Raw genomic sequence first — 24,614 nt, 5'->3', positions numbered from 1 at the left:
AATAGAATCCTTTCTGAGGAAATAACAAACATCCTGTCATAGAAGTCATAAAAGAATTATAATTCAGATCCGGAAGCTGTACAAGAGTAAAACGTATAAGAGCAAACTGTACAGGAGAAAAACAACATTGACAAAATTCTGCTGGTTTGCTAGTATATCGTTTCGAAAAAAAGGAAACCCCGGAATCATATTTCCGGGATAAGCGTTCGATAAAAAAGGAGTAATTTTTATGCGAAACCGTACTCTGGATGTGGTAAAGGCGATCTGTGCTTATGCAGTTGTGCTTCTTCATGTCCATTTTCCGGGAAATGCCGGAATTATAGCCAATGTACTTGCCAGATTTGCAGTACCTGTGTTTTTTATGGTATCCGGATATTTTTGTTTCCGTGGCGATGATACGGAATTTATAAGAACCGGAAAAAAGATCCGGCATGTTCTGAAGCTGATGCTTGTGGCATTTCCGGTCTGCTGTCTGTGGGAGCTGATCCAGAACCACATCGACGGAGCAAGCCAGAAGGAATGGCTGGAAGCCCTGGTTTCGGGGGAACATATCCGCCAGTTTCTTCTATATAATAACAGCTCTCAGGTGAAATGGCATCTGTGGTTTCTCCCGGCACTGCTCTATTGTTATCTTCTTTTTGCCCTGGCAGCAAGATTCCGGATTTGTAAGCAGGCATATGTTCTGATACCGGTGCTTCTTCTGATCCATTTCGGAATGGAGGAATTTTCGACATTCCTGTTCCCGGAAAAGCATTTCCGTGTTATGCAGTTCAGGAACTATTTGTTTACCGGATTTCCGTTCTTTATGTTGGGACATCTGATACACAGACATCAGGAAAAGCTGGAAGCCTGGTTTGCCGGAAAAAAAGTGCTTCTTTTGTATGGCATGGCAGCTGGCGGCGGGATCGTAAGTCTGCTGGAATACAGGTATTTTGGCAAACTGGAATTGTTTCTGGGTTCAGTATTTATGGCTGTTGGTCTTTTTCTCATTGCGATCATGGGAAAGAATCGGAAAGTGCCCGAGCTTCCGGCAGCCATCGGTCAGAAATATGCATTTTTTATTTATCTGTTCCATCTCTGTGTGGCTGATATCCTGAAGGATGTGGCTGTGGCAGCAGGAATTGAGAAAAATCTTTTATATCTGTGGATGAGACCGGTGATGGTCTGTGTTTTTGTGACTGCTGTGGCGGTAATGTATGGATATGGAATGAGGATCTGCCGGAAATAGAAGAGTTTATGGTATTTTCATATTTATGCGCTGTGATTTTGTACCAAAATATGCTAAAATATCCTTTATTGATAAGTCACAGCACCCACCCGGAGGATGCGGGGAAAGCGACTGGAATATCCCGCTTCAGGGTAAAAAATACTGAGACATGAAAGAAAAAGGAGATTTTTATGGATTTACAAAACAGAGCGGAGGCCGGCAGTGACGGACACGATGAGAGTGTACTGAATCCGGAGATGCCCAACGAAACTGATCTGACGAAGAAGGAACGCCGCCGGATCGAAAGAGAGAAACTGAAGGGAATGGGAACAGGTAAGAAGATTCAGTATATCTGGATGTATTATAAGATACATATGCTGTGCGTGCTTCTTGCCATTGGCGGAGTCTGCCTGGGAGTGAATATTTACCGGCACGCACAGATGAAGACGGTGCTTTCCATTGCGGTGGTGAATGCAGGGAATTATGACTCTGAGAAGGTGGAAGAGGATGTTCTGAAGACACTGGGAACAGAGGATAAATATGCAGAAGTCAGTGTGGCGCAGAATCTGATGACGGACGAGACAGGAGAGGATTTTGATTACTATGCCAGGATCGCATATGTGACGGAAATCCAGAGTGCTACCGTTGATATCCTGATCATGCCGAAGGAGCTCTATGAACATGAGAAAGACAGCGGAATGTATGCAGATCTCAGGGAAACGTTTGGAGATGAGGTGTTTGAGTCTCTGGGCGCTGTGGATGATCAGCATCTGGAGCTTGACGGCAGCAGTAGTGTTGCTCAGGAATTTGGCCTGAGATATGATCCGGTGTGCATCTGCCTTCCGGGTAATGTGAAGAATAAGGATAATGCGTTGAAATGGATCCAGTCTGTTCTGAAATGATGAATCCATATGCTTAGCTGAGTACAGAGATAAATAAGGCCTCCGGTTCGTAACACAGGAACCGGAGGCCTTATTATATATGAATATTACAGTGTATCGTTACGTTTGATGTAGCCAGGCTCATCAGCAGGACGGATGATCTCCTTGGCATGTGTGATCTTGGCATGCTTGTCTACGACCAGATTTTCGATATGGACATTCTCACCGATGGTGCAGTCTGCAAGAACGACACAGTTCTTGATAACAGCGCCCTTTTTGATGGTACAGCCACGTCCGACAATGGAATTCTCTACAGTTCCCTCGATCATGGAGCCGTTGGAGATAACGGAGTTGGAAACATTGGCTGTGTCAAAATAATGGGTTGGACAGGAGTTGTTGGTGCGTGTATAGATCGGCCAGTTATCATGGAAAAGATCGGTTGCAGTTTTGTAGTCGATCAGATCCATATTTGCATCGTGATAGCTCTTGAAATCAGTGATCGATGCAAAATATCCGCGATGAGATATACCACGCACATCCAGCTCACCGTCTCTGCAGCCGGCATTGATCACGTCTGCAAGGGTATAAAGAGAGGAAATCTCTTTTGCCTTATGGATGAGGCTGATGAAAAGCTCCTTGCTCATTACGTAGGTATCCATGAAAATGTTGCGGTTCTTTGCATTGCCGTGGTTGTGCTCAATGGAGAGAACACCCTTCTGACGGTTCAGGTTCAGGATGTGGCAGTTCAGATAGTTCTCCTTGGCATTATCAACGGAATGATAAAGCATGGTCACATCTGCACCGGATTCGATATGGGCATCGATCAGCTTGGAATAGTCGGTGGTGTAGATCATGTAATTCGGAGCGATAACAACATACGGATAATGAACTGCTTCGATGCACTCCAGATTGGAGTAGTAGTTGTCGATATCGGTGTTATAGATATCGTTGACTCCGGAATGCTCTGAAAAGAGGAGTTGGAGATTACCGCTCTTGGAGTTGATGTTGTAGTGACGTCCGGTTCCGAGATGTTCTACAAGAGAACGGGGTTTGTTCTTTACATAGACCTGAATGTACTCAATTCCGCTGTTGGTCATATTTGAGATCGGGAAGTCGATGACACGATATCTTCCGAGAAATGAAAAGGCGCCGATCGCACGGTAGTCCTGAAGCCCCTCCACATGGATATTTCTTTCTGAGGAATTCACGATTCCAAATGCTTTAAACATATTACTCAGCCCCCTTTACACGTTTTGATACAAGTTCGATGTGCTCACTGTCCTTGGAACCGACACGAGCATTGGCACCGATCACGACTCCGTCTGCAACGAGAGCACGCTGGACAACGGCACCTGCTTCAACAACAACACCCGGCATCAGGACACTGTCGATGATCTTGGCACCAGGACCGACCTTGACGCCTGTGAAAAGTACGGAGTTGGTGATCTCACCCTCCACAACACAGCCCTGAGTAATGAAAGCAGTGTTGATCACAGCTGTATCACAGATATACTGTGGAAGAGAGGTAGCATCCTCAGTGTAGATCTTCCAGGTAGGATCGTTAAGATCCAGTTCACTGTTAGGACTGAGAAGATCCATGTTTGCTTCCCAGAGGGAATCGATGGTTCCTACATCCTTCCAGTAGCCTTTGAACTTGTAAGCGTAGAGTGCCTTGTCCTGTGCAAGGAGTGTAGGGATGATGTCTTTACCGAAATCGTGGTTGGAATCCGGATTCTTGATATCTGCCAGCAGGAGCTTGCGCAGAAGCTTCCAGTTGAATATGTAGATACCCATGGAGGCAAGATTGCTCTTCGGGTGTTCCGGTTTCTCCTCAAATTCCACGATGCGGTCATCTTCACCGGTGTTCATGATACCGAAACGGCTGGCTTCCTTCATGGGAACCTCGATAACTGCAATAGTCGCATCTGCCTTATGCTGGATATGGTCATCAAGCATCTTTGCATAATTCATCTTATAGATGTGGTCACCGGAAAGGATCAGAAGGTATTCCGGGTTCTGTGAGTCGATGAAATCAATATTCTGAGAGATCGCATCAGCTGTTCCACGGTATACATCCAGACCGGCATCAGCCTTCTCACGTGGAGGAAGTACATAAACTCCGCTGTCCTTGGCATCAAGACCCCAGCGGCCACCAGCTGCTACATAGCTGTTCAGTAAAACTGATTCATACTGTGTCAGTACACCTACGACATCAATGCCGCTGTTGGCACAGTTACTGAGCGGAAAATCCACGATACGGTATTTACCGCCATAACCAACGGCTGGCTTGGCAACTTTATTCGTCAACTCGTGAAGACGACTTCCTCTTCCACCGGCCAGGATCATTGCTAACATACTGTTTTGTTTCATGGCGAATCCTCACTTTCATTTCTTGTTTACTGCCAGGTGTCTTTAACCATAAAAACAATAAACTTTGTTAATATTATACACCTTTTAAAAAAGAAAATCCAGTTTTTTGTGCAAAAAAACGTTATTTTTATATTGGGAAATTAGACGGATTTGGGAAAATTGATGGATGATCTGTCGAAAAAAAGAAACGCTTAAGAAGGTTCCGGGATGCTGAAAAAACAGTAACACTGAAAATAGCCGGATTTCGGATACATCGGCGAAGATTCTTGCGGAAAATGTGAAAGCAGTGTATTCTGTAAAAAAAGTCCGGAATACAGCGGAGAAAGGATATCGATATCAGACAGGGAGAAGACAGGATGAAAGAAGAAAGAATTTCCAACTATGTAAAACTATGTGAAGAGTGGGCACAACGCTTTTTGAAGATGGATCAGGCAGATCTGCATAAACGGGTGCCGGAACTGAAGGAAGAAAACGGGTTTCTCACGATCATTCATTTCGGAAGAAGATATGGGGTGAGTCTGGAAGACGGCAGTATCCGGAGCCTGGATGGACAGAGAGAACCGGATACTACGGAGATGCTGAATATTTATACGCTTCTGGGGTATGCGAAAGAGGGGGCTTTTATTATGGATAAGTGGGTCCCTTTTGCAGATCTCAGAAATGCAAGACCATTTGCGCCGGCGTATCAGATCGGAGAGACGGATGTGTTCAGTGCTACATTTTCCGGCCATGAAAAGGAATTGAGGGAGGCGTTTCAGAAGCTTGACGGCAGGGAACTGCCCCAGGGTGATGTGGGATATGAGATCAGGGCCTTTGACTGTATGCCTATGAGATTCTTTTTCTGGGAACGGGACGAGGAGTTTGAAGCACAGGGAAATATCCTGTTTGATTACAGTGCCACAGATTTCAATCATGTGGAGAGTGCGGTATCCATAGCAGATTCCGGAATCAAAAGGCTTGCGGAGCTTGCCGGGGTTCCGCTCAGGGGGAAATCTTTTCAGATGCGCTGATAACCAAAATATAATAAAACCAATATGAAAAATAAATAATACGAAAGATAATTGCAGTTATCAGAAAAATCGTATATAATGAAGGAATATTTAAGGATTTTGAGACAGTAACTGTCACGAAGGATCTATGAGAAATTTACGAATCCGGAGGTGATGCTCGTGGGGAAAAATGCATCGGGAATGTATGTCATAGATGAGGATTATAAGATTATCAGCTATAACCTGGCAGCACGTGAGATCTATCCGCAGCTGAAGAGGGGCGAGAAATGCTATCACTGTCTGAGAAACAGAGAAACTCCCTGTGAGATCTGTCCGGTCGTTAACGGGATCAAAGGTCCGAAGAATTATCTGGAACCGGGACGGAATATCCTGCGTTCGGTTGATGCTGTGGAGATTCCGCTGGAATCCGGCGGGACAGGACATGCCCTTGTTTTTTCGGATACAGAGACGAATGATGAGATCAGCAGCGGAATGATGGAGAATCCGCTTCTTATGGGGATCATTAATGTTCTCGGAAAAAATTTTATCAATATCTACTCTGTTGACAGAGAGACTCATAAGGTCCAGGTATGCCGCTTCCAGGGGCAGAGTGGAGCTTATGGGGAGGAGGGACTTCGCAGGGATGAATCCTATGAGAAGATCATGGATATTTATATTGAGAGCAGTGTTGCGGCAGAGGACAGGATCCGGATGCATCAGATGATGGATTTTGAGAAGATATGCCAACGTCTTACAAGGATTCCCCAGTTGATGGTACATTATCGTGTACGCCGAAGCAACGGGAGGATTGAATATTTCTATGTGAAATGTGCCAGAGTAGGAACGGCTGAGGATTTTCAGACCGTGGTGTTTGCTTTTGCCAATGAGGATATGGATGTACGGTACAGTGAGATGGAGGCCATACTGGAACCAGGAGGAACAGCATCCGGAAGAAAACTTCTTATTGTAGTGAATGACGAGACGGATCGGAAAGCGCTTACAGAACATCTGGAGGGCAGTTTTGAGGTTATCACTGCGATGAATGAAGCAGAGGGGATGAAGCGTCTGTCTGAGAATTACAAAACCCTTTCTGCAATTCTTCTTGATATGAGTGTGCCGGTATGTGATGAATTTCAGTTTCTGGAGCTGATCCGTGATGATGTGATGCTGACCTCTGTGCCTGTGATCATCATAACCGGAAGTAACCGGCTGGAGGATGAGGTGCGATGTCTGGAACTGGGAGCAGTGGATTTTGTACGGAAACCGTATAATGTCCGTATATTAAAAAGTAAGATCAACAATGTGATCAAGCTGAGAGAGTCCGTGATGGTACTCTCAGCTCTGGAATATGATGATCTTACAGGGCTTTATATCAGACAGGCCTTTTTCCATCATGCAAAGACGCTGATGCGCTTTAATACGAATCAGGATTTTCATGTGGTGGTGGCAGATATAAAGAACTTTAAATGGATCAACGGAACCTATGGAGAGAAGACCGGTGATCAGGTTCTTACCTATCTGGGAGATACGTATAGAAATCAGGTTCGTTACGGGACGGTGGGCAGATATGGAGGAGACCAGTTTGTAGCCATCATATATGGAAAGAAAGAGATCCGTATGGCAGATATGGAGAAATTTATCCACAGGGTCGAGAGTGGAGCACCGATTCCTAATCTGGTGGTCAACTATGGGGTCTATGAGAATGTGGATAAGACACTGCCTTTTACCCTGATCTGTGACAGGGCTTTTCTGGCCATGAAGAGTATCCGGGATGACTATGAGCACCAGATCGCTTTTTATGATGATGAGATGAGACAGAGACATATCCGTAACGGACAGATGGAGAATGCTTTCGAGGAGGCTATACGCAATGAAGAATTCGTAGTCTACCTGCAGCCGAAATACAGTGTGGAGACAGAAGAGATCGTTGGGGCGGAGGCGCTGGTGCGCTGGAAGAGAGCGGAAGGAACTATGGTTTCGCCGGGAGAATTTATCCCTCTTTTTGAGAAGGACGGCTTGATCGTGCGCCTTGATGAATATGTTTTCCGCAAGGTATGCAGCATCCAAGGGGAACGTATAAGATTAGGGAAAAAGATACTTCCTATTTCGGTGAATCTGTCACGTGCCAGTATCCATTACGATAATATGATCTGTCGTTATGTGAAGATCGTGGAAGAAAATGGCATTCCGTTTTCTTCTGTTCCCATTGAATTGACAGAAACTGCTGCGTTGTATAATGATCGGATCAGTAAGCTCATAGAGAAGATGGTGGATGCAGGATTCGAGCTGCATATGGATGATTTTGGCTCCGGCTATTCATCTATGACAAGCCTGAACCAGCTGCCATTCGATACTCTGAAGCTGGATAAAAGTCTGATCGATTACATAGAGAATTTTCGTGGGCAGCAGGTGATCCGTCATACCATTTCGCTGGCACACAGCCTTGGAATGAAGGTTCTTGCCGAGGGCGTGGAGAAAGCAAAACAGGTGGAGATCCTGCGAAGCCTGAGCTGCGATGAGATCCAGGGCTTTTATTATGCACGGCCTTTGCCGTGGGAAAACTTTGAAACAAAGGTTATAAGAGCAAAAGAGGCGTGTAAAAAATGAGAGATCATTTTTACACGCCCTTTTTACAGCTAATGCTTCCGGACCTGTTTTTCAATAAGATAAAGTGCAAAATACAGCAGCATGGCAATGATGCAAAGGATCACAATGGCCATCAGGACCCATGTAAGTCTGAATGTCTGGCTTCCGTAAATGATCAGGTATCCCAGGCCTTTTCGGGCACCGATAAATTCTCCGATGATCACGCCTACCAGGCAAAGCCCGATGTTGACCTTCATCACACTCAGGATAAGAGGAACGGAGGAGGGCAGGACGATCTTCAGAAGCTTTTCCTTTTTGTGTCCCCCCAGAGTTTCGATCAGCTTCAGCTTTTCCGGATCTGCCTGGCAGAAGCCGGAGTACAGATTGATAACGGAGCCGAAGATGGCTACAGATATGCCGGCGACTACAATGGTACGTTCGTTGGCACCAAGCCATACGATCAGAAGAGGGGCCAGAGCAGATTTCGGGAGACTGTTCAGTACCACCAGACATGGCTCCAGGATCCGTGCGATCCGTCGGGAGCACCAGAGAAGTACTGCGGTTCCTACACCCAGGATCACAACAAAAAAGAAACTGACAAGAGTTTCTGCCAGTGTCACGGCAATATGTGCAAACAGGGACTGATCCCTGCACATGGAAAGAAAGGTCTCTGCGATCTGGGAAGGACTACTGAAGATAAAGGAATCGATCCATCCAAGATCAGAGGATATTTCCCAAAGTCCCATAAACAGAACAAAAAGAAGTGTCCGTGCAGCCAGGATAATGTTTTTTTCTTTTTTTTGCCGTGCAAGATATTGTTTCTGCTGTCTGGAAATTTCAGGCATTTTCATTGAGCTCCTTCCATATGATGTTAAAATATTTTTTAAAATCCGGAGCATTTCTGGAGGAGAGGGGAGTGCGGTCGCTGATATCCAGATCGATATCAATGATCTTTCGTACAGTGGCAGGACGTGCAGAAAGGATCAGTACCCGGTCGGCCATACTGATGGCTTCGGAGATGTCATGAGTGACCAGGATCGCAGGCTTGCCGGAGCTTTTGAGGATTTTTCCGATATCATCACTGACATTTAAGCGTGTCTGGTAATCCAGAGCGGAAAATGGTTCGTCCAGAAGAAGGAGCTCCGGTTCCAGCACCAGGGTCCGGATCAGAGCGGCACGTTGGCGCATTCCGCCGGAAAGCTGGGAAGGGCGGGCATCACGGAAACGGTCCAGACCGTAGGTCTGAAGAAGGGCTTCTGCATGTGCCAGTTTTTCAGGTGTGAGCTCTTTCCGGATCTCCAGGCCGAGAAGGATGTTTTTGTAGATGCTCCGCCATTCCAGAAGATGATCCTTCTGGAGCATATATCCTACAGCGGCACTGCCGGAGGATACCGGACGGTCTCCCAGAGTAATGGAACCGTGCTCCGGAGTGAGCAGGCCGGCAATGAGATTCAGAAGAGTGGATTTTCCGCATCCGGAAGGTCCTACAATGGACAGGAATTCACCGGGCATCAGGTCAAAGGATATATGAGAAAGGGCGGGTGTCTCACCGGACAATGTGTGATAGGAGAGACACACGTCCCGCACTTTCAGGACAGGATTCATGGATGTTGCCTCCTTTTCGTAGATAATGATATAATATTATCATATGTCTGAAACATGAGAAGGCCAATGGCAGAGATGCATACTTTGATGTCTGCCTGAAAACAGTCATAGAGAAAGGAATTACAAACATTGAACAAGAGAAACTACCAGAAAGAACTGGATAAACTGATTGAAAGAAACCAGAAAGAAGGGAAAACCCCCAGACTTTTTCTGCATGCCTGCTGTGCGCCATGCAGCAGCTATGTGATGGAATATCTGTCACAGTATTTTGAGATCACGATATTTTTTTATAATCCCAATATCGCACCGGTGGAGGAATATTCACACCGTGTGGCTGAGATCCGCCGCCTGATCGGGGAGATGGAATTTGTCCATCCGGTAACTCTTATGGAGGGCCGGTATGACCCGAAGGAATTTTATGAAATGGCAAAAGGCCTGGAAGATGTTCCGGAAGGAGGAGAACGGTGCTTTCGGTGTTACCGCCTGCGGATGGAAGAGGCGGCAAAGCTGGCGAAGGAGGGCGGATATGATTATTTCACCACAACATTAAGTATCAGTCCGCTGAAAAATGCACAGAAGATCAATGAGATTGGCGAGGAGCTGGCAGAAATCTATAAAGTGCCACATCTGACTTCAGATTTTAAGAAAAAGAATGGCTACAAGCGTTCTATTGAACTGTCTCATGAGCATGCTCTGTACCGGCAGAATTACTGCGGCTGTGTATTTTCAAAGAAAGAAGCCATGGACAGAGAACGGCTGGTTACTGAGAACCGAGTGAACAGTAACAACGGCTGAAGACAGCAAACGTATAATTATGAAAAACTTTGCATTTTTATAAAAATATGTTACACTAACACAGAAAAGTGCAGACGTTCGGGAGACGGAGCTCGTGTATGTCCGGAGAAGACAGTTCTGCCGCAAAAAAGAAAAGTGAGGAAGAATCAATATGGCACAGTTATGGGGAGGCCGTTTTACAAAAGAAACGGACAAGCTGGTTTACAATTTTAACGCATCCATTTCCTTTGATCAGAAATTTTACAGACAGGATATCCGTGGAAGCAAGGCACATGTTGCCATGCTTGCAAAACAGGGGATCCTGACAGAGGAAGAAAAGGAGCAGATCACAGAAGGACTGGACGGTATCCTTGCAGACGTGGAAGCAGGCAAGCTGGAGATCACAGCGGAGTATGAGGATATCCACAGCTTCGTGGAGGCAAACCTGATCGACCGTATCGGAGATGCCGGAAAGAAGCTTCACACAGGAAGAAGCCGTAATGACCAGGTAGCTCTGGATATGAAGCTTTATGTCCGCGACGAGATCGATGAGACAGATAAGGAGCTGAAGGACCTTCTTCTTGCCCTGCAGAAGATCATGGAAGAGAATGTTCACACCTACATGCCGGGATTTACCCACCTTCAGAAGGCACAGCCGGTAACTCTGGCACACCATGTAGGCGCATATTTTGAGATGTTCCGCAGAGACCGTGACAGACTTTTTGATATCCGTAAGAGAATGAATACCTGTCCGCTTGGAGCGGGAGCACTGGCAGGAACCACTTATCCGCTGGATCGTGCCTATACTGCAGAGCTTCTCGGCTTTGATGCACCAACCAGAAACAGTATGGATTCCGTATCTGACAGAGATTATGTCATCGAGCTTCTCAGTGCATTTTCTACGATCATGATGCATCTGAGCCGCTTTTCAGAAGAGATCATTCTGTGGAATTCCAATGAGTACCGTTTCGTTGAGATCGATGACGCATACAGCACAGGCAGCAGTATCATGCCGCAGAAGAAGAATCCGGATATCGCAGAGCTTGTCCGTGGAAAAACAGGCCGTGTTTACGGAGCGCTGACATCTATTCTCACAACCATGAAGGGAATCCCGCTTGCATACAACAAAGATATGCAGGAAGACAAGGAGCTGACCTTTGATGCCATCGACACCGTAAAGGGCTGTATCGCCCTGTTTACCGGCATGGTTTCCACTATGCAGTTCAACAAAGCCAACATGGAGGCAAGTGCAAAGAGAGGCTTTACAAACGCCACAGACGCAGCAGACTATCTGGTTAACCACGGTGTACCGTTCCGTGATGCTCACGGCATCGTCGGAAGACTGGTCCTTCTCTGTCTGGATAAGGGAATCTCTCTGGATGAGCTTCCGCTTTCCGAGTACAAAGAGATCAGTCCTGTGTTTGAGGAGGACATCTATGAAGCCATCAGTATGAAGACCTGCGTGGAAAAACGTGTGACTCTGGGAGCGCCGGGACCGGACGTGATGGAGCAGGTGATCGCTCAGAATAAAGAATATCTTGAAAAAAATTAAGATAATGCTTGCATTTTAGGAAAAATTGGTATAGTATTTACAGAAAAGACAAATGTGTGCCATGGAGGGACACAAGATGAGGAGAGTTTTATTATGAGTGAAAAGCTTAAAGTCGGTATTTTAGGTGCAACTGGAATGGTTGGTCAGAGATTCATTTCTCTTCTGGAGAATCACCCGTGGTTTGAGGTGGTTACTGTAGCGGCAAGCCCGAGAAGCGCAGGCAAGACCTACGAGGAGGCTGTAGGCGGCAGATGGAAAATGGATACTCCGATGCCGGAGGCAGTAAAGAAGCTGGTTGTTATGGATATCCACGAGGTTGAGAAGGTTGCAGCTACTGTTGACTTTGTATTTTCCGCAGTTGATATGACGAAGGATGAGATCAAGGCAATCGAGGAAGAATATGCAAAGACAGAGACACCGGTTGTGTCCAACAACAGCGCACACCGCTGGACACCGGACGTTCCGATGGTAGTTCCGGAAATCAATCCGGAGCACTTCGAGGTTATCGAATTCCAGAAGAAACGTCTAGGAACAAAACGCGGCTTTGTAGCTGTTAAACCGAACTGCTCTATCCAGAGCTACGCTCCGGTACTTACCGCATGGAAAGAGTTCGAGCCGTATGAAGTAGTTGCCACTACATACCAGGCTATTTCCGGAGCAGGAAAAACCTTCAAGGACTGGCCGGAGATGGAGCACAACATCATTCCGTACATCGGTGGTGAGGAAGAGAAGAGTGAGAAGGAGCCATTAAGACTCTGGGGCAAGATCGAGGACGGCGTGATCGTTCCGGCTACCACACCTGTCATCACATGCCAGTGTGTACGTGTTCCGGTCCTCAACGGACATACAGCAGCTGTATTCGTTAAATTCCGCAAGAAACCTACCAAAGAGCAGCTGATCCAGAAGCTGGTTGAGTTTAAGGGACTTCCGCAGGAGCTTGAGCTTCCAAGCGCTCCGAAGCAGTTCATCCAGTATCTTGAGGAGGACAACCGTCCGCAGGTACAGATGGATGTAAACTATGAGAATGGAATGGGAGTATCTGTAGGACGTCTTCGTGAGGATACTGTTTATGATTACAAGTTCATCGGACTTTCCCATAACACAGTAAGAGGTGCCGCAGGCGGAGCAGTTCTCTGTGCAGAAACTCTGAAAGCGAAAGGATATATCCAGGCTAAATAAGAACTGGATCCTTTACAGGAAATAAAGAAAATCATCAGAAACGGGATATCGGTTTTTCCGGTGTCCTGTTTTTGCGTATGTGGAAGGAACAAAGGAGATATGCGCAGAAAAGTAATTACTACAGTTGTGACATTTTCCACAACCACGGCTGCCATGAAAATGGAAAGAACGGCCAGGGAATCTGAATTTCCGGGAAGGCTGATCCCGATCCCTTCAGAGATCAGTGCCCAGTGCGGACTGGCATGGAAATGCGTGGAGCAATCAGAGGAGGAAACAGAAAAATTCCTGAAAAAAAAGGAACTGGCCTGGGATGGCATCTATCGTGTTCTGGTATAAAACGGATATTGTTTGTTGTATGTAACAAAACGAAAATTTTTGAAAATTTTCGCATTTTTATTGTTAAATAATTAGTAAAGTGTTACAATATAACAAGCAGATTTCCGGAAAGCGTGTTGCTGTGAACAAAGAAGCAGCAACAAAGTGCCACGCTTGCTAAAAATATGTGGAGGTGCTATTTATGAACAGGGAGGATGTAGAGAAACTGTCAACCGCTGCGAAGGGTAAGATAAACTTACTGAACAGCAATTTCGGAAAATACTTTATGCGGGCGATCATGGCCGGATTTTTTATTGATGTGGCGATGATCTACAGTAACGTTGTTGGAAATGTATTTTCCAAGACATTCCCGGAATGGGGGAAATTCCTTGGAGCCATCGTGTTCTCTATTGCGGTCCTGCTGATCGCAATGGTAGGAGGAGAGCTGTTTACCGGTAACAATCTGGTAATGGCTTTTGGTGCGTATGACAAGAGCGTATCATGGAAAGATGTTGGAAAGGTCTGGGGAATCAGTTACATCGGCAATTTTGTGGGATGCCTGATCCTGGCGCTGATCTTTGTAGGTGCCGGAGCGTCCGGTACAGCAGATTATTTTGCCGGATTTATAAACGGAAAACTGAGTATTCCGGCAGGACAGATGTTTTTCCGTGCGGTACTTTGTAATTTCTTCGTCTGTCTTGCTGTTCTCTGCGGCATTAAGCTGAAGAGTGAGTCAGGTAAGTTCCTGATGATCGTGATCTGTATTTCAGGTTTCGTTGTCAGCGGATTTGAGCATTGTATTGCAAATATGGGTATTTTTACAGTTGCATTCTGTATGGTGCCAGGATTGTCTGTCGGCGCTATGCTTAAAAGCATGGTGATCGTAACACTGGGAAATATAGTTGGCGGAGGTGTGCTTCTGGCATGGCCGCTTAGAAAGATGAGTGCAGATAAATAGTATGGCAAAGGCTTTATACATAGCGGAGAAGCCCAGCGTGGCACAGGAATTTGCGAAGGCTTTGAAGATCAACGGTCAGAGAAAAGACGGATATCTGGAATCTGATGATTCTGTGGTAACCTGGTGTGTAGGACACCTGGTTACCATGAGCTATCCCGAAAAATATGATATCAAGTTTAAAAGGTGGAGTTTTGATACCCTGCCTTTTTTGCCGCGCGAATTTAAATATGAAGTGATCCCCGGGGTCAAAAAGCAGTTCGAGATCGTAAAAGGACTGCTGAACCGGCCGGATGTGGATACCATTTATGTGTGTACCGACTCCGGACGTGAGGGTGAATATATCTACCGTCTGGTAGCCCAGATGGCAGGAGTAAAGGGAAAAGTCCAGAAACGTGTGTGGATCGATTCCCAGACAGAGGAAGAAATCTTAAGAGGGATCCGTGAAGCGAAGGATATCTCGGAGTATGATAATCTGGCAGCATCTGCGTATCTCCGCGCAAAGGAAGATTATCTTATGGGAATCAATTTTTCCAGAGTTCTGACCTTGCGCTACGGAAGCAGTGTCACCAATTATCTCCATTCCAAATATCAGGCCATTGCAGTTGGGCGTGTGATGACCTGTGTTCTTGGCATGGTGGTGCGGAGAGAACGGGAGATCCGTGTCTTTGTGAAGACACCCTTCTACCGTGTCCTTGGCAGCATTGGACTTGCAGGCGAAAATTTTGACGGTGAATGGAGGGCTGTGGAAGGCAGCCGGTATTTCCAGTCCCCGTATCTTTATAAAGAAAACGGCTTCAGGAAAAAAGAGCATGCACAGATGCTGATCGATCAGCTGATGGTGAATCAGCCCCTTTCTTGTATTGTGGAAAAGGTGGAACGAAAAAAAGAAAACAAAAATCCGCCGCTTCTTTTTAACCTGGCGGAGCTTCAGAATGTGTGCTCAAAGCTGTTTAAGATCAGTCCGGACGAGACACTCCGGATCGTACAGGAGCTTTATGAGAAGAAGCTGGTGACTTATCCGAGAACGGATGCCAGAGTTCTTTCCACGGCAGTGGCCAAGGAGATATACAAGAATATATCCGGTCTTCGAAATTATCAGCAGGCCGGTGCGGCGGCGGCAGAGGTTTTGGGGATGGAATCCTGGAAAAGCATTGCAAAGACCAGATATGTGAATGACAAGCAGATCACAGACCATTATGCGATCATTCCTACCGGTCAGGGATTGAATGCGCTTGGAAGCGTGTCTCTTACTGCACAGCGTGTGTACGAGACCATTGTACGGAGATTTTTGTGTATTTTTTATCCGCCGGCCGTTTATCAGAAGGTGAGTCTTGTGACGAAGCTGGACGGCGAGGCATTCTTTTCATCCTTTAAGGTTCTCAAAGAAGAAGGCTATCTGAAGATTGCCACGAATTCTTTTTCGCGGAAAAGGGCTTCAGACAGTGAGAAAAACAGAAATGGAGAGGAAGACGAGGTTTCCTGTGATACTGTGCTCCTGGAGGCGTTGCAGAAGCTGAAAAAGGGTGATATACTTCCTGTGAACGGTTTGAGTATCAAGGAGGGTGAGACTTCACCGCCCAAACGATACAATTCCGGTTCCATGATCCTTGCCATGGAAAATGCAGGACAGCTGATCGAGGATGAGGAGCTTCGAGCCCAGATCAAGGGAAGCGGGATCGGCACCAGTGCTACCCGTGCCGAGATCCTGAAGAAGCTTTTTAACATCAAATATCTGGCACTGAACAAAAAGACCCAGGTGATCACTCCAACGCTTCTTGGGGAAATGATCTTTGATGTGGTAAATTGTTCTATCCGGCAGCTTCTGAACCCGGAGCTTACGGCAAGCTGGGAAAAGGGGCTCACCTATGTGGCAGAGGGCAGCATCACGGAACAGGAATATATGGACAAGCTGGAGCATTTTGTGCGGGTACGTACCCGGCAGGTGGAGGCAAGCAATTATCAGTATAACCTGCGGCAGTTTTTTGATGTGGCCGCTGTAAACTACAGGAAGCCGGAGCGAGCTTCCAGACAGGGAGGAAAGAGATCATCATGATGAAAGATTTTACTATCAGCAATATGCTGGATCTGAATGAGACCATTGCAGCAGAGCTTTTTGAGGGAAAAACCTATCCGTGGGAGGTTCTTCCGGAGATCGGAGATTTCATTATTAAGCTGGGAAAAACACTGGATTCTTCTGAATATGAGGAGAAGGGCGAAAATGTATGGATCGCAAGATCCGCTACAGTTGCGCCGACTGCAAGTATCACCGGACCGGCTATCATTGGCAGAGACGCCGAGGTGCGCCACTGTGCATTTATCCGCGGCAAGGCTATCGTTGGTGAGGGCGCAGTTGTGGGAAATTCCACAGAGCTTAAGAATGCAGTGCTGTTTAACAAGGTTCAGGTTCCTCATTATAATTATGTTGGAGATGCTGTGCTGGGATATAAGTCCCACATGGGTGCCGGATCGATCTGTTCCAACGTAAAATCAGACAAGAAGCTGGTTGTCGTAAAAGACGGGGATGAAAAGATCGAAACCGGTCTTAAGAAATTCGGAGCGATGCTCGGAGATCATGTTGAAGTCGGATGCGGTTCTGTGCTGAATCCCGGTACTGTGATCGGACGGAATTCTAATATCTACCCGCTGTCACCGGTACGTGGATGTGTTCCTGCAGATTCCATTTATAAAAATGCAAAAGAGATCGTAAAGAAAAAATAAGAAACAGATTCTTCTGGACACGCATTTAGGCTGCACTTTTGAGAGAGTGCAGCTTTTTTTTGATGGGGTGATGGATGTAACGGTATTGGTTGTGGAAGGCTGAACCGACCGGGAGAGGGCGGGATTAAGATAAAAACAAAAGCTGTCGAAGTATGACCAGTCCCATAATATGGACTGGGTAAAACCAGTAGAAGAAATATTTTGCTGATTTTCCGCGGATGAAGCCTCTTTTTCCATTGTACAGGTTAATGGACAGAAAGGCAAAAGCGGCCCTCCATTCATAGTAAAGCCAGCAGCTCCCGAGGATTGCCTGGCCTGGTTTATCGTTTCGCATATAGTACATGATCAGCAGGAAGATATACCCCCGCCATCCATAGTCTGCTTTCAGAAAAATGGAAACAACAAGCAGTCCCAGGATGCAGAGAAGCTGCATCGAAGGTCTGGTCTGGAAATATTCGATGGCACAAAAGGCCAGATATCCGAGGAAAAGCGTGAAAAACACATTTTGTCTTTCGTAACGCAGTGTATTTGTAAACATCAGATTCCACGGAATTTCTGAAAGCAGCGCAAAAAGAAGGAGATTTCTTCCATAGAGGAACCGGCTCCGTGTATGCCGGAAGCCTTCCAGCAGGAGAAAACAGAAGATGGGAAAAGCAGCTCTTCCGATATCGCGGAAAATAAGATATACAGTATATTCTCTGCCGAAAAGTGTAAACAGGATTTTCTGTGCAGGCTGATACATACTGAGCAGCACAGCTCCGATATGATCGATCAGCATGGTGATGACCGCGATCATCTTCAGAGCGCTTCCGCTGAGAATGCGGTATTTTTCTGGAAAAACAGAATCCACAGATGCATTCATGAAAAATATACCTCCAGGGTTAAACTTGCTAATATATTATCACATACATACAGTAGTTGCCAGAAATATTTGACAGTTAGGCATGCAATACTGCCGGAATAACTACCAATATTATGCGTTTTATGGCAAAATTTTATCAAATATGACTGGACGAAACAACGGTTTTGTGAGAAAATAGCCGTAGGGTGTTATCGAACTTTTTTTCTCAATAACATCAGTCAATCTATACTTGAAAGGAGTTTTAAAATGATTTATTCACGCGAAGTAGAAGAAATGTGTCCAGTGGCACAGGGCGTACATCATGGTGCCGCTCCGATCCCGGAAGAAGCAAAATGGGTTCAGGCAAAAGAAGTAAAGGATATCTCCGGATTTACACACGGTGTTGGCTGGTGTGCTCCGCAGCAGGGTGCATGTAAGCTGTCCCTTAACGTTAAAGAGGGAATCATCCAGGAGGCACTTGTTGAGACAATCGGATGTTCAGGAATGACTCATTCTGCAGCTATGGCTTCTGAGATCCTTCCAGGACTTACCGTTATGGAGGCACTGAACACAGACCTTGTATGTGATGCAATCAATACAGCTATGAGAGAGCTTTTCCTTCAGATCGTTTACGGACGTTCCCAGTCTGCATTCTCCGAGGACGGACTTGCAGTAGGCGCTGGTCTTGAGGACCTTGGAAAAGGACTTCGTTCTCAGGTTGGTACAATGTATGGAACTCTGAAAAAAGGACCTCGTTACCTTGAGATGGCTGAGGGTTATGTTACAGGTATCGCTCTTGACGAGAACGATGAGATCATCGGATATCAGTTCGTAAGCCTTGGAAAAATGACTGACTTCATTAAGAAAGGTGATGACCCGAACACAGCATGGGAGAAAGCAAAAGGTCAGTACGGCCGTGTTGCAGATGCTGTTAAGATCATCGACCCAAGAAAAGAGTAATTACACTTCGTAAGGTAAAAATATCAGGAGGTTACAGGAAATGGCTTTATTTGAATCATATGAGAGACGAATTGACAAGATCAATTCTGTTTTAAACAGCTATGGAATCGCTTCTATCGAAGAAGCTGAGAAAATCACTAAAGACGCAGGACTGAACGTTTACGATCAGATCAAAGGCATTCAGCCGATCTGCTTCGAGAACGCTTGCTGGGCTTACACAGTAGGTGCAGCTATCGCGATCAAAAAAGGCTGCAGAAGAGCCGCTGATGCAGCTGCAGCTATCGGAGAAGGCCTTCAGGCTTTCTGTATCCCGGGATCCGTTGCAGACACACGTAAAGTAGGTCTTGGACATGGAAACCTTGGAAAGATGCTCCTTGAGGAAGAGACAGACTGCTTCTGTTTCCTTGCAGGACATGAGTCTTTCGCAGCAGCTGAGGGTGCGATCGGTATCGCTGAGAAAGCAAACAAGGTTCGTAAAAAACCTCTTCGTGTTATCCTGAACGGTCTTGGAAAAGACGCTGCTCAGATCATCTCCCGTATCAACGGCTTTACATATGTAGAGACAGAGTATGATCCATATAAGAACGAGGTTAAGGAAGTATTCCGTAAATCCTATTCAGAGGGACTTCGTGCAAAGGTTAACTGCTACGGCGCTAACAGCGTTCCGGAAGGTGTTGCGATCATGTGGAAAGAGGGCGTTGACGTTTCTATCACAGGAAACTCCACAAACCCGACTCGTTTCCAGCATCCGGTAGCAGGAACATACAAAAAAGAGTGCAACGAGAAAGGAAAGAAATACTTCTCCGTTGCTTCCGGTGGTGGTACAGGACGTACACTTCATCCGGACAACATGGCAGCAGGTCCTGCTTCCTACGGTATGACTGATACACTTGGACGTATGCATTCTGACGCTCAGTTCGCAGGATCTTCTTCCGTACCGGCTCACGTAGAGATGATGGGTCTTATCGGCGCTGGAAACAACCCGATGGTTGGTATGACAGTTGCTGTAGCTGTTTCCGTACAGGAAGCTGCAGACGCTGGCAAGTTCTAATTTCGGATAACGAAAATAGTGGGAAAGGCTGCAAACCTCAGGGTTTGCGGTCTTTTTCTTTTTACTCTAAAATAGAACAAAATATTCTCAAAAAGTGCGAAAAAACAGCAATAGCTAACACATAGCTAACATTTTTGGGGAATTTATGAAATATTTTTTGGAGAAATTCATAAAATAAATCAAAGCGGCAGGGGAGATACTGAGAATATTTATGGAAGCGCTTGTGGATTATATTAAACCGGAATTGCTGATCACAGCGATCGCTTTGTATTTTATGGGGATCGCACTGAAGGAGGCTCAGGCTGTGAAGGACAAATATATTCCGCTGATACTGGGGTGTGCAGGGATCCTTATATGCGGAATTTATGTTTTTGCTACCTGTTCCTGTAAAAATGCACAGGATATTGCAATGGCAGTATTTACATCCACGACACAGGGAGTCCTGGTGGCGGGGCTTTCTACATATGTGAACCAGCTGATCAAACAGCTGGAAAAAGATGAATAATGGATTTTGTAAGGTAGTTTCAGATACTTGCAGTAGCTGCAGGAATTTATGCGCCAGAAGAAAGCCGTTCAGAACAGGATGCAGGTAATTTGCGGAAATGCCATAATTGAGAGTAGGAGAAAATATATCATAAAAAGGAAGGATACATCATGCATGAGCAGATGTATCCTTCCTTTTTGAATTGGTTATTTATGCATTTTTCAGTGCCTGATCCAGATCTTTGATAATATCATCCACATTTTCGATACCAATGGAAAGACGGATCATTCCGGGAGAAACGCCTGCTTCAACCAGCTGCTCGTCGTTCATCTGACGGTGGGTATGGCTGGCTGGGTGAAGGACCATAGTGATGGAAGCAGCAACATGAGTTGCGATGGTGGCAAGCTTCAGACTGTCCATAAAACGGACTGCTGCATCACGGCCACCGGTCAGTTCAAAGGAGATAACGCCGCAGGTACGGCCATCCTTCATATATTTCTGAGCCAGTGCGTGATATTTATCCTCCGGAAGTCCTGCATAATTTACATGAGAAACCTTTTCGTGTGCGTTTAGGTATTCTGCGATCTTCTGGGCGTTGGAGCAATGGCGTTCAACACGCAGCGGAAGCGTTTCCAGACCGAGGTTCAGAAGGAAGCAGTTCATCGGGGACGGAATAGAACCCAGATCACGCATCAGCTGGGAAGTAGCCTTAGTGATGTAAGCTTTTTTTCCGAACTGCTTTGTATAGATGACGCCGTGATAGGATTCATCCGGCTCTGTCAGGCCGTGATATTTATGGCCGTAGGCATCCCAGTCGAAGTTACCGCTGTCGACAATGGCGCCGCCTACCTGAACGGCATGTCCGTCCATATATTTGGTGGTGGAGTGGGTAACGATATCTGCACCCCACTCGAAGGGACGGCAGTTTATCGGTGTGGCAAAGGTGTTATCTACAATAAGAGGCACGCCGTTCTGGTGTGCAACGTGTGCAAATTTCTCGATGTCCAGGACGACCAGAGCCGGATTGGCGATGGTTTCTGCAAAGAGAACCTTTGTGTTCGGTTTAAATGCGGCAGCGATCTCTTCTTCTGTTGCATCGGTATCAACAAAGGTACAGTCAATGCCAAGTTTTTTGAAGGTGACGGCAAGAAGGTTGAAGGTTCCTCCGTAAATGGTAGAAGCGGCAACAACGTGATCGCCTGCCTCACAGATATTAAAAACTGCGTAGAAGTTGGCTGCCTGTCCGGAAGAAGTCAGGATTGCAGCAACACCGCCTTCCAGATCTGCGATCTTTGCGGCTACGGCATCGTTGGTAGGGTTCTGGAGACGGGTGTAAAAATATCCGTCTGCCTTCAGATCAAATAACTGGCCCATTTCGTCGGTGGTGTCATATTTGTAAGTGGTGCTCTGATAGACAGGAAGTGCACAGGGCTCGCCTTTGGATGGGGTATAGCCGGAGTGGATACATTTAGTCTCTAAATTATAGTCGCTCATAGGGATAAGTCCTTTCTGCTGTGTTTTTCGTATGAATTTAACCGAATCAGGGAAGTTTGCTGCTTCAGATGCGGATACCCCATTGATCTGGATTAAGGAAGCCTCCTGTATTTCCGGATATTTCATTCCTGTATCATGCGTTTCAGGGATTTCTGAGAGAAGCTTTGATCCTTATAGTTCGGCTAAATAAAGTATGAAAAATGCATTTGTGTATTTTAAATAAAACTACATATAAGTATAACTCTTTATGTGTTGAAATACAACAATATTCTACATAAACTCTACTAGGGTATAAGGGGAAATAAAATATTGCGTTCTGGTGCACATGATAAAATGCCATATGATACACGTTCATAATAAGCATAGCAAGTCATTTTATAGATGTAAAAGTGTGAATAAATGCCGGAAAAAATACTGTAAAACAAGTAAAATATGTGAAAGAAGTAACAAATAGTGAAAATCGCATAAAAACAAAATGGAAATTTTGTACAAAAAAGATATTGCGTTCACGTGCACAAAATGATAATATAACATCATCAAAAAGAACACAAAAACAGAAAACAATAAAAAATAAAAAAATGAACGGAGGAATTTAAAATGTTAAGAGTAGGAGTTATCGGATGCGGCGGAATGGGAAGAGATCATATCAGAAGACTGACAGAGAAGATCCAGGGAGCAGAAGTAGTAGCTGTTTCCGATGTATTTGAGGAAAGTGCTAGGAAAGCAGCCGAGATCTGCGGAGCAAAAGTCTATGCAGACAGTAAGGAGCTCATCAATGCAGAGAACGTAGATGCAGTATTTATCGTATCTCCGGGCTTCGCACATGTAGATTCTCTTCTTCAGGCGATCGAGGCCGGCAAGAGGATTTTCTGTGAGAAACCATTATGTACAACTGCTGAGGACTGCCTGAAAGTAGTAAAGGCAGAGGAGGCAGCCGGCAAACATCTCATCCAGCTTGGATTTATGAGACGCTATGACAAGGGATATCAGCAGATCAAGGAAGCACTTGCAACCGGAGAATACGGCGAGCCGCTGATCCTTCACTGTACACACAGAAATCCAGAGGTAGGTACCAATTACAATACACCAATGGCTGTGTACGATACCGCAATCCATGAGATCGATGTCCTTCACTGGCTTGTAGATGATGAGTATGAGTCAGCACAGGTAGTAATGCCAAGAGTGACGAAATATTCCCACTCTGAGCTGAAGGATCCGCAGATCATGATGCTCCGTACTAAAAAAGGTGTATGCATTGATGTAGAAGTATTTGTAAACTGCAAGTTTGGATATGACATCAACTGTGAAGTTGTATGTGAGGACGGTGCACTGAAAATGGCACAGCCGGCTTATCCGTCTATCCGCAAGAATGCGGCAGTGTCCACTGCTATTGACACAGACTGCTTCGTAAGATTTAAAGACGCTTATGATAAAGAGGTTCAGGACTGGGTTGATAACGCAGAGGCAGGAGTGATCACAGGACCGAATGCATGGGATGGATACCTGGCAGCGATCACAGCAGATGCTCTTGTAAAAGCGCAGGAAACCGGACAGATCGAGAAAATCGTTTCAGCAGTTGAGAAGCCGGAATTTTATAAATAAATATATTTTACGAGCTCCACCTCATCAAGTGTGAGTTATCATACCAACTTATTGCTACAGACTTCCCCAATGAGTCTGCGGCGGCAGTTACCGGCAGGATCCGATTCCGCTTCGGCTTTGTTGAAACTGCAGTGGAAAACCTGCCGGTGAGATTAACCGGAAAAATTGGCTGAAAAGTAAAAACATATGGAGGGTATTGAAGATGAAATTAGGATTTAATGAAGCAACTGCACTGGAATGTAAAGGACAGTCTCTTATGGCAGACCTGGAGATGTGCGAGAAATATGGTTTTGATTATATTGAGATCCGCTTTGACTGCGTAAAGGACTATCTCAAAGAGCATACACTGGAAGAACTTGCAGACTGGTTTAAGAATCATCATCTGAAACCATGGGCATACAACACTCTGATCTTCTTTAACCAGAGAGATGAGGCAGGGGAAAAAGAGATCGACGAAGAGGTTGATTTTATCCTGAAGGTTTCCAAAGCGATCGGAATGAAAATGCTGATCACCGTTCCAAGCTTTGATGTAAAAGACAAATCTGTCAGTGAGATCAAAGAAGAAGCAGTTGCACGTCTTCGTTATCTTTCCGATAAGGTTGGCGCGGATATGAAGATCTCCTTGGAGTTCTGTGGTGCACCGAACTGCTCCATCAACCAGTTTGGAACAGCCTATGATGTGGTAAAAGCAGTAGACAGAGATAATGTAGGCGTTACCGTGGATACCTTCCATTTCCATGAGATGTGCTCCCGCCTTGAGGACCTGAGAGCTGCTGATGGCAAGAAGATTTTTGCATACCATTTAAATGACTGTGAGGATCTTCCGCTTGGCTCCTGCGGAGATGACAAGAGACTGTGGCCGGGTGAGGGTGTTGTAGATCATGCAGGAATCGCAGCTGCACTGAAGGAGATCGGCTTTGATGGCGTTTGCACCATTGAAGAGTTCCGTCCGGAATACTATGCAATGAGCCATGAGGACAACGTGAAAAAGGCTGCGGAAGTTACCAGAGACTTTGTGCAGAAATATTTCGGATAATTCATTCAGAAA

At 45.7% G+C, this 24,614-nt stretch carries 22 protein-coding genes; 16 read left to right on the top strand and 6 right to left on the bottom strand.

Going from position 1 to position 24,614, the window contains the following annotated elements; genetic code table 11:
- The first annotated feature begins 229 nt into the window (after positions 1-229).
- Together CCC70_RS11010 and CCC70_RS11005 are read left to right on the top strand one after the other, a co-directional pair.
- A complete protein-coding gene (locus tag CCC70_RS11010; RefSeq protein ID WP_287084835.1) occupies positions 230-1,228 on the top strand; it encodes an acyltransferase in 999 nt (332 codons plus the stop codon).
- 170 nt (positions 1,229-1,398) lie between these two features.
- The gene (locus CCC70_RS11005; protein ID WP_173739926.1) at positions 1,399-2,109 is read left to right on the top strand and encodes a hypothetical protein; all 711 of its coding nucleotides are present in this window, start codon (positions 1,399-1,401) and stop codon (positions 2,107-2,109) included.
- 86 nt (positions 2,110-2,195) lie between these two features.
- Here the strand turns inward: CCC70_RS11005 and glgD are convergent, their stop codons facing one another.
- Entirely contained in the window at positions 2,196-3,317 is a 1,122-nt protein-coding gene (glgD, locus tag CCC70_RS11000) for a glucose-1-phosphate adenylyltransferase subunit GlgD (protein ID WP_015525715.1), read from the bottom strand.
- 1 nt (position 3,318) lies between these two features.
- Entirely contained in the window at positions 3,319-4,458 is a 1,140-nt protein-coding gene (locus tag CCC70_RS10995) for a glucose-1-phosphate adenylyltransferase (protein ID WP_021651100.1), read from the bottom strand.
- Between the two features lie 356 nt (positions 4,459-4,814).
- Here CCC70_RS10995 and CCC70_RS10990 point away from each other — a divergent pair, with 356 nt between their 5' ends.
- On the top strand, positions 4,815-5,468 hold the full coding sequence (locus CCC70_RS10990; protein ID WP_015525717.1) for a DUF3786 domain-containing protein: 654 nt from the start codon (positions 4,815-4,817) through the stop codon (positions 5,466-5,468).
- A 159-nt stretch (positions 5,469-5,627) separates the two neighbouring features.
- Complete coding sequence (locus CCC70_RS10985) at positions 5,628-8,054, top strand: putative bifunctional diguanylate cyclase/phosphodiesterase (RefSeq protein WP_287084833.1); 2,427 nt, start codon at positions 5,628-5,630, stop codon at positions 8,052-8,054.
- Positions 8,055-8,083: 29 nt separating this feature from the next.
- On the opposite strand, the gene CCC70_RS10980 is transcribed toward CCC70_RS10985, so the two are convergent.
- Both CCC70_RS10980 and CCC70_RS10975 read right to left on the bottom strand, forming a co-directional pair.
- Positions 8,084-8,878, bottom strand: a complete 795-nt coding sequence (locus tag CCC70_RS10980; RefSeq protein ID WP_287084853.1) for an ABC transporter permease — start codon at positions 8,876-8,878, stop codon at positions 8,084-8,086.
- Positions 8,871-9,638 carry an ABC transporter ATP-binding protein gene (locus CCC70_RS10975; protein ID WP_144094139.1) on the bottom strand — a complete coding sequence of 256 codons (768 nt, stop codon included), beginning with the start codon at positions 9,636-9,638 and terminating at the stop codon, positions 8,871-8,873. Before CCC70_RS10975 ends, CCC70_RS10980 begins: the two co-directional genes overlap by 8 nt.
- A gap of 129 nt (positions 9,639-9,767) precedes the next feature.
- Here CCC70_RS10975 and CCC70_RS10970 point away from each other — a divergent pair, with 129 nt between their 5' ends.
- The 7 genes from CCC70_RS10970 (at position 9,768) to CCC70_RS10940 (ending at position 17,134) form a co-directional block, all read left to right on the top strand.
- Positions 9,768-10,433 carry an epoxyqueuosine reductase QueH gene (locus CCC70_RS10970; protein WP_092069260.1) on the top strand — a complete coding sequence of 222 codons (666 nt, stop codon included), beginning with the start codon at positions 9,768-9,770 and terminating at the stop codon, positions 10,431-10,433.
- 151 nt (positions 10,434-10,584) lie between these two features.
- Complete coding sequence (gene argH, locus CCC70_RS10965; protein WP_015525719.1) at positions 10,585-11,964, top strand: argininosuccinate lyase; 1,380 nt, start codon at positions 10,585-10,587, stop codon at positions 11,962-11,964.
- A gap of 93 nt (positions 11,965-12,057) precedes the next feature.
- Positions 12,058-13,143 carry an aspartate-semialdehyde dehydrogenase gene (gene asd / locus CCC70_RS10960; RefSeq protein ID WP_015525720.1) on the top strand — a complete coding sequence of 362 codons (1,086 nt, stop codon included), beginning with the start codon at positions 12,058-12,060 and terminating at the stop codon, positions 13,141-13,143.
- A 99-nt stretch (positions 13,144-13,242) separates the two neighbouring features.
- Positions 13,243-13,479, top strand: coding sequence for a DUF3343 domain-containing protein (locus CCC70_RS10955; RefSeq protein ID WP_250789802.1), 237 nt, complete (start codon positions 13,243-13,245; stop codon positions 13,477-13,479).
- Positions 13,480-13,660: 181 nt separating this feature from the next.
- Positions 13,661-14,416, top strand: a complete 756-nt coding sequence (locus CCC70_RS10950; protein WP_173740673.1) for a formate/nitrite transporter family protein — start codon at positions 13,661-13,663, stop codon at positions 14,414-14,416.
- A 1-nt stretch (position 14,417) separates the two neighbouring features.
- Positions 14,418-16,469: a DNA topoisomerase gene (locus CCC70_RS10945; RefSeq protein WP_278603683.1), complete on the top strand. Its 2,052-nt coding sequence runs from the start codon at positions 14,418-14,420 to the stop codon at positions 16,467-16,469.
- Positions 16,466-17,134, top strand: a complete 669-nt coding sequence (locus CCC70_RS10940; RefSeq protein ID WP_110102057.1) for a UDP-N-acetylglucosamine pyrophosphorylase — start codon at positions 16,466-16,468, stop codon at positions 17,132-17,134. The genes CCC70_RS10945 and CCC70_RS10940 overlap by 4 nt, the downstream gene beginning before the upstream one ends.
- Before the next feature lie 124 nt (positions 17,135-17,258).
- On the opposite strand, the gene CCC70_RS10935 is transcribed toward CCC70_RS10940, so the two are convergent.
- Positions 17,259-17,996 carry a TraX family protein gene (locus tag CCC70_RS10935; protein ID WP_278603684.1) on the bottom strand — a complete coding sequence of 246 codons (738 nt, stop codon included), beginning with the start codon at positions 17,994-17,996 and terminating at the stop codon, positions 17,259-17,261.
- Between the two features lie 246 nt (positions 17,997-18,242).
- On the opposite strand from CCC70_RS10935, the gene CCC70_RS10930 reads away from it, so the two are divergent.
- The 3 genes from CCC70_RS10930 to CCC70_RS10920 all read left to right on the top strand — a co-directional run bounded on the left by CCC70_RS10930 (position 18,243) and on the right by CCC70_RS10920 (position 20,491).
- Positions 18,243-18,935, top strand: coding sequence for an iron-sulfur cluster assembly scaffold protein (locus tag CCC70_RS10930; RefSeq protein ID WP_015525726.1), 693 nt, complete (start codon positions 18,243-18,245; stop codon positions 18,933-18,935).
- Positions 18,936-18,975: 40 nt separating this feature from the next.
- Positions 18,976-19,986: a GGGtGRT protein gene (locus CCC70_RS10925; RefSeq protein ID WP_015525727.1), complete on the top strand. Its 1,011-nt coding sequence runs from the start codon at positions 18,976-18,978 to the stop codon at positions 19,984-19,986.
- Between the two features lie 211 nt (positions 19,987-20,197).
- Complete coding sequence (locus CCC70_RS10920) at positions 20,198-20,491, top strand: phage holin family protein (protein WP_059086307.1); 294 nt, start codon at positions 20,198-20,200, stop codon at positions 20,489-20,491.
- A 189-nt stretch (positions 20,492-20,680) separates the two neighbouring features.
- On the opposite strand, the gene CCC70_RS10915 is transcribed toward CCC70_RS10920, so the two are convergent.
- The gene (locus CCC70_RS10915; RefSeq protein ID WP_278603685.1) at positions 20,681-21,964 is read right to left on the bottom strand and encodes an O-acetylhomoserine aminocarboxypropyltransferase/cysteine synthase family protein; all 1,284 of its coding nucleotides are present in this window, start codon (positions 21,962-21,964) and stop codon (positions 20,681-20,683) included.
- 597 nt (positions 21,965-22,561) lie between these two features.
- On the opposite strand from CCC70_RS10915, the gene CCC70_RS10910 reads away from it, so the two are divergent.
- Both CCC70_RS10910 and CCC70_RS10905 read left to right on the top strand, forming a co-directional pair.
- Entirely contained in the window at positions 22,562-23,566 is a 1,005-nt protein-coding gene (locus CCC70_RS10910; RefSeq protein WP_287084830.1) for a Gfo/Idh/MocA family protein, read from the top strand.
- Positions 23,567-23,768: 202 nt separating this feature from the next.
- A complete protein-coding gene (locus CCC70_RS10905) occupies positions 23,769-24,602 on the top strand; it encodes a sugar phosphate isomerase/epimerase family protein (protein ID WP_021651116.1) in 834 nt (277 codons plus the stop codon).
- Positions 24,603-24,614 lie beyond the last annotated feature (12 nt).

This window comes from Blautia sp. LMAG:89 (genome assembly GCF_008679485.1).
Classification (GTDB): Bacteria; Bacillota; Clostridia; order Lachnospirales; family Lachnospiraceae; genus Blautia_A; species Blautia_A fusiformis.
The sequence above is the reverse complement of the archived record's forward strand: the minus strand, read 5'-3'. Positions and strand labels throughout refer to the sequence as shown.